The sequence below is a fragment of the Pseudolysinimonas sp. genome, assembly GCF_049651805.1.
Taxonomy (GTDB): domain Bacteria; phylum Actinomycetota; class Actinomycetes; order Actinomycetales; family Microbacteriaceae; genus Pseudolysinimonas_A.
The window spans coordinates 1-3,995 of the sequence record NZ_JBASCU010000058.1 but is presented as its reverse complement, the minus strand read 5'-3'; the positions used below and the strand labels follow the sequence as shown (position 1 = coordinate 3,995).

Below are 3,995 nucleotides of genomic sequence, written 5' to 3'. Positions count from 1 at the left end.
GTGCATGCGGGCGAGTCGCGGGCTCGGCGACCCGGCGACGAGCGCGCGGTGGAAGGCGGCGTCGGCACCGGCGAACGCACCGCCCCGGGGGGCGACAGCGAGCAGCTCGCGGTGCGCGCCGAGCGCGTCGGCCGGGAGGGTGCCGCTCGCAGCCAGGGATGCGACGGCCGCGGATTCGATGAGTCGACGGGTCGCGAAGAGGTCAGCGATGTCGTCACGGTCGAGTTCCGGCACGCGCGCCGCACGATGCGCTTCGCGGCGCAGCAACCCCTCGGCGACCAGCCGTTCGAGGGCGAGCTTCGCGGTGGGGCGGGCCACGCCGAACCGCAGGGCGACGGCGGACTCGGTCAGGGTCGAGCCGGGGGGCTCGGATTGATCGATGATACGGGCTCGGAGGGTCTCGAAGATCGCCTCCGGCATCGTCGCGGGATGAAGTGACATTGCTAGACAATGTAGCGGATTGTTAGACAATCAGCCAGTCCCGTGGCGAGGTCGACCCGAGGACCTTTCGGGGGGTTCCCCCCCCACGGCGCAACGAGCCGCCGGCTGGCACCGGGGGAGGCATGTAGACCCGCCTCCCTGCCCTCGCCGCCGTTGCCGCCCTCGTGGCCGTCGCCCTCACCGGGTGCGTGCCGATCGGGCCCATGTCGTCGTCCACCCCGTGACGTCACCGTGACCGGCGTCGACGCCGATGACGTCGACCTGCGCATCGAAGGGGCCGGCGACATCGAGCTCGCTGGCGTCGCGAACTGGATTGCCGTGGACATCGACGGATCGGGCGACGTCGATACCGGCTCCCTCGAAGTGCGCGACGCCGTCGTGTCGATCAGCGGATCCGGCGAGGTCGATCTGCACGTCACCGACACCCTTGTGGTCGACATCTCCGGCAGCGGAACCGTGAATCACCGTGGCGGAGCGACCGTGGAGTCCGACATGTCGGGATCGGGTGACGTCGAGTCGGGCGACTGACGGGTCTCGACACGCCGCTTCGCGGCTACTCGACCACCGAGGCTCGTCGGAGGACGGCTTCGGCGTGGCGGAGGACGGGGCCGTCGACCATGCGGCCCTCGAACTGGAAGACAGCGCCCCCGCTGACCGCAGCATCCAGAAGGCGGCGCGCGGCCGTCACCTCGGTCGGCGTCGGCCGGTAGGCGTCGCGGATGACGGCGACGTGGGAGGGGTGGATGCACGCGGTTGCCGCGAACCCGCTGGCGGCGGCATCCTCGGCCTCCGCCCGAAGCCCGTCGAGGTCGTCGATCGCGAGATGCACCGCGTCGATCGCCGCGATCCCTTCCGCCCCGGCGGCGAGCAGCACCGCCGCCCGGGCGTGCCGCACGACCTTGCGGTAGCGGCCGCGGTGATCACGGCTCGCGGTGCCCCCGAGCGACGCCACGAGATCCTCGGCGCCCCACATGAGCCCGACCACGTCGCGCCGGCGCGCGAGGTCGCGGGCGTCGAGGATGCCGGCCGCCGTCTCGCACAGCGCGATCACCTCGAACCCCGCCAGGGCAGGGAGCGCCGCGTCGGCCTTCGCGACCATGATGCGGCGGTAGGGCGTCGCGTCGAGCGCCGCGAGGTCGGCCGCGAACTCCGGAGTCGACGGCGGGTTCACCCGCACGACGACGCGTGTCGGGTCGAGCGGATGCTCAGCGAGAGCCGCGCGAGCCGCGGGCTTGTCGGCCGCGGCGACGGCGTCTTCGAGATCGAGGATGACGGCATCCGCCCGGTCGAGCGCCTTCGCGAACCGATCGGGCCGGTCGGCGGGGCAGAACAGCAGGGCGGGCCCGAGGTCGAACGGCGCAGGGTCGAAGGTCACAGTGAAGCCCGCCCCCCGAGCGTCCAGACCAGGGTGGAGCGCACGGCGCGGGCGACGATCTCGTCGTCCTGCCGCCGCCCGATGTGCTCGAGCGTCACGATGCCCTGGCCCGGTCGCGACTCCGACAGCCGCTTGCCCAGCACCGTCGTCTCGGAGTACAGGGTGTCACCGTGGCGGAGCGGCGCCGGGAACTGCACCTCGCTGAAGCCGAGGTTGGCGACGATCGTGCCGAGGGTGAGCTGGGTGACCGAGGCGCCGACGATCGTCGAGAGGGTGAACATCGAGTTCACGAGCCGCTCGCCGAACTCCTGCTGCTGCGCCCAGTGCGCGTCGAGGTGCAGACCCTGCGTGTTCATCGTGAGGGTCGTGAACAGCACGTTGTCGGCCTCGGTGACCGTGCGGCCCGGGCGGTGCAGGTAGCGCACGCCCTCCTCGAACTCCTCGAAGTAGAGCCCCCGCTGCTCGATCTCGCGCATGAGGGCCAACTTAGGCGGTGAGGCCCAGCCCGCGCGAGATCACCATGAGCTGCACCTCGGTCGTGCCCTCGCCGATCTCGAGGATCTTCGAGTCGCGGTAGTGCCGGGCGACAGCGTTCTCGTTGAGGAAGCCGTAGCCGCCGAAGATCTGGGTCGCCTCGCGGGCGTTCTCCATCGCGGCCTCGCCGCACACCATCTTCGCGATCGACGCCTCGGTCTTGAACGGCTTGGCGTGCACGAGCTTCAGCGCGGCGTCGTAGTAGCAGAGGCGGGCCTGATGCACGCGGGCCTGCATCTTCGCGAGCTTGAAGGCGATGTGCTGGTTCGAGCCGATGCTGCGCCCGAAGACGTTGCGCTCCTTCGCGTAGCGCAGTGCCTCTTCCAGACATCCCTGGGCCGCGCCCGTAGCAAGGGCGGCGAACGCGATGCGACCCTCGTCGAGCACGCGCAGGAAGTTCGCGTAGCCGCGCCCGAGCTCGCCGAGCAGGTTCGACTGCGGCACGCGCACGTCGACCAGGGTGAGCGGATGGGTGTCGGAGGTGTGCCAGCCGACCTTGTCGTAGCTCGCCTCGGCGGTGAACCCGGGGGTGTCGGTCGGCACGATGATCGACGAGAGCTCGGGACTGGTGGTGCCGTCGGCGTTGCGGGTTTCGCCGGTCACCGCGATCACCGTGACGACACTCGTGATGTCGGTTCCGGAGTTGGTGATGAACTGCTTGCTGCCGTTGATGACCCACTCATCGTCTTCGAGCACCGCCGTCGTCTGGGTGGCGCCGGCATCCGACCCCGCTTCGGCCTCGGTGAGCCCGAACCCGGCGAGTGCCCGGCCGCGCACGAGGTCGGGCAGCCAGCGCTGCTTCTGCTCGTCGGTGCCGTGCCGGTAGATGGGCTGGATGCCGAGGCCGACACCGGCTTCGAGGGTGACGGCGATGCTCTGGTCGGCCCGGGCGAGCGCTTCGACGGCGAGGCAGAGCGAGAAGTAGTCCTTGCCCTGCCCGCCGATCTCCGTCGGGAAGGGCAGGCCGAAGAGTCCCATGTCGCCCATCTGGGCGATGATGTCGAGCGGCAGCTTGCGCTCGGTGTCGTACTGGTACGCAGCCGGGGCGACGACCTCGTCGGCGAAGGCGCGGACGGTGTCCTGCAGCTTCTGCTGTTCGGGCGTGAGTTCGTAGTTCATGCGCTCTTCTCCTGGTTGGGCTGTGTCTCGAGATCTGGTTCCACGACGGCGACCACGTGGTCGCGCCGGACGAGGTCGCCGGAGCGCACGCGCAAGCGCACCACTCCGGAGTGGGGGGCGACGAGAGCGTGCTCCATCTTCATCGCCTCGATCGTGAGCACCGTGGCGCCGGCGTCGACACGGGCACCCTCGTCGACGGCCACCGAGACGACGGTGCCGGGCATCGCGGCGCGAAGTTCGGGGGCGACGGGGCCGGTGCTGCGTTCGAGCGCCGCAAGGGTGCGAGCGAGCCGCTCGGCGCGGTTCGGCACCGGCAGCTCGAGGGTGCGGCCGTCGCGGTGCAACCACACGACGTGTCCGCCGCGCACCCGCTCGACGCTGGCGAGAACGCTGACGAGAGCGGTGGATGCGGTGGCGGGGTCGACGGGGACCTCCCGGAATTCGCCGCCCACCTCGATGCCGTACGTCGCCGGGCGGGGCGCGCCACCGGCGCGCCACCCGTCGCGGAGTCCCCACGGCCCGGTCG

Annotated in this window: 6 protein-coding genes; 1 reads left to right on the top strand and 5 read right to left on the bottom strand. The window is 71.0% G+C overall.

All coding sequences use genetic code 11. The features are described 5' to 3' along the window. Nucleotides 1–441, bottom strand: a 441-nt coding sequence (locus tag WBL06_RS14370) for a GntR family transcriptional regulator (RefSeq protein ID WP_424457196.1), incomplete at its 3' end; no start/stop codon positions are given. Nucleotides 442–672: 231 nt separating this feature from the next. Between WBL06_RS14370 and WBL06_RS14365 the strand changes: the two genes are divergently transcribed. After that, nucleotides 673–969 (top strand): GIN domain-containing protein, encoded by a 297-nt coding sequence (locus WBL06_RS14365; RefSeq protein WP_424457194.1) that lies wholly within the window; start codon nt 673–675, stop codon nt 967–969. 25 nt (nt 970–994) lie between these two features. On the opposite strand, the gene WBL06_RS14360 is transcribed toward WBL06_RS14365, so the two are convergent. The 4 genes from WBL06_RS14360 to WBL06_RS14345 all read right to left on the bottom strand — a co-directional run. After that, the gene (locus WBL06_RS14360) at nt 995–1,816 is read right to left on the bottom strand and encodes an HpcH/HpaI aldolase/citrate lyase family protein (protein ID WP_424457192.1); all 822 of its coding nucleotides are present in this window, start codon (nt 1,814–1,816) and stop codon (nt 995–997) included. After that, nucleotides 1,813–2,292: a MaoC family dehydratase gene (locus tag WBL06_RS14355; protein WP_424457191.1), complete on the bottom strand. Its 480-nt coding sequence runs from the start codon at nt 2,290–2,292 to the stop codon at nt 1,813–1,815. The genes WBL06_RS14360 and WBL06_RS14355 overlap by 4 nt, the downstream gene beginning before the upstream one ends. Before the next feature lie 10 nt (nt 2,293–2,302). Continuing rightward, nucleotides 2,303–3,469: an acyl-CoA dehydrogenase family protein gene (locus WBL06_RS14350; protein WP_424457189.1), complete on the bottom strand. Its 1,167-nt coding sequence runs from the start codon at nt 3,467–3,469 to the stop codon at nt 2,303–2,305. Next, nucleotides 3,466–3,995 (bottom strand): biotin/lipoyl-containing protein (locus tag WBL06_RS14345; protein ID WP_424457187.1); only part of this gene is annotated, 530 nt, incomplete at its 5' end. The genes WBL06_RS14350 and WBL06_RS14345, both read right to left, overlap by 4 nt.

Excerpts from the sequence above, each read along its gene's own strand:
- WBL06_RS14350 (WP_424457189.1), bottom strand. The coding sequence starts at position 3,469 with ATGAACTACGAACTCACGCCCGAACAGCAGAAGCTGCAGGACACCGTC.
- WBL06_RS14355 (WP_424457191.1), bottom strand. The coding sequence starts at position 2,292 with ATGCGCGAGATCGAGCAGCGGGGGCTCTACTTCGAGGAGTTCGAGGAG.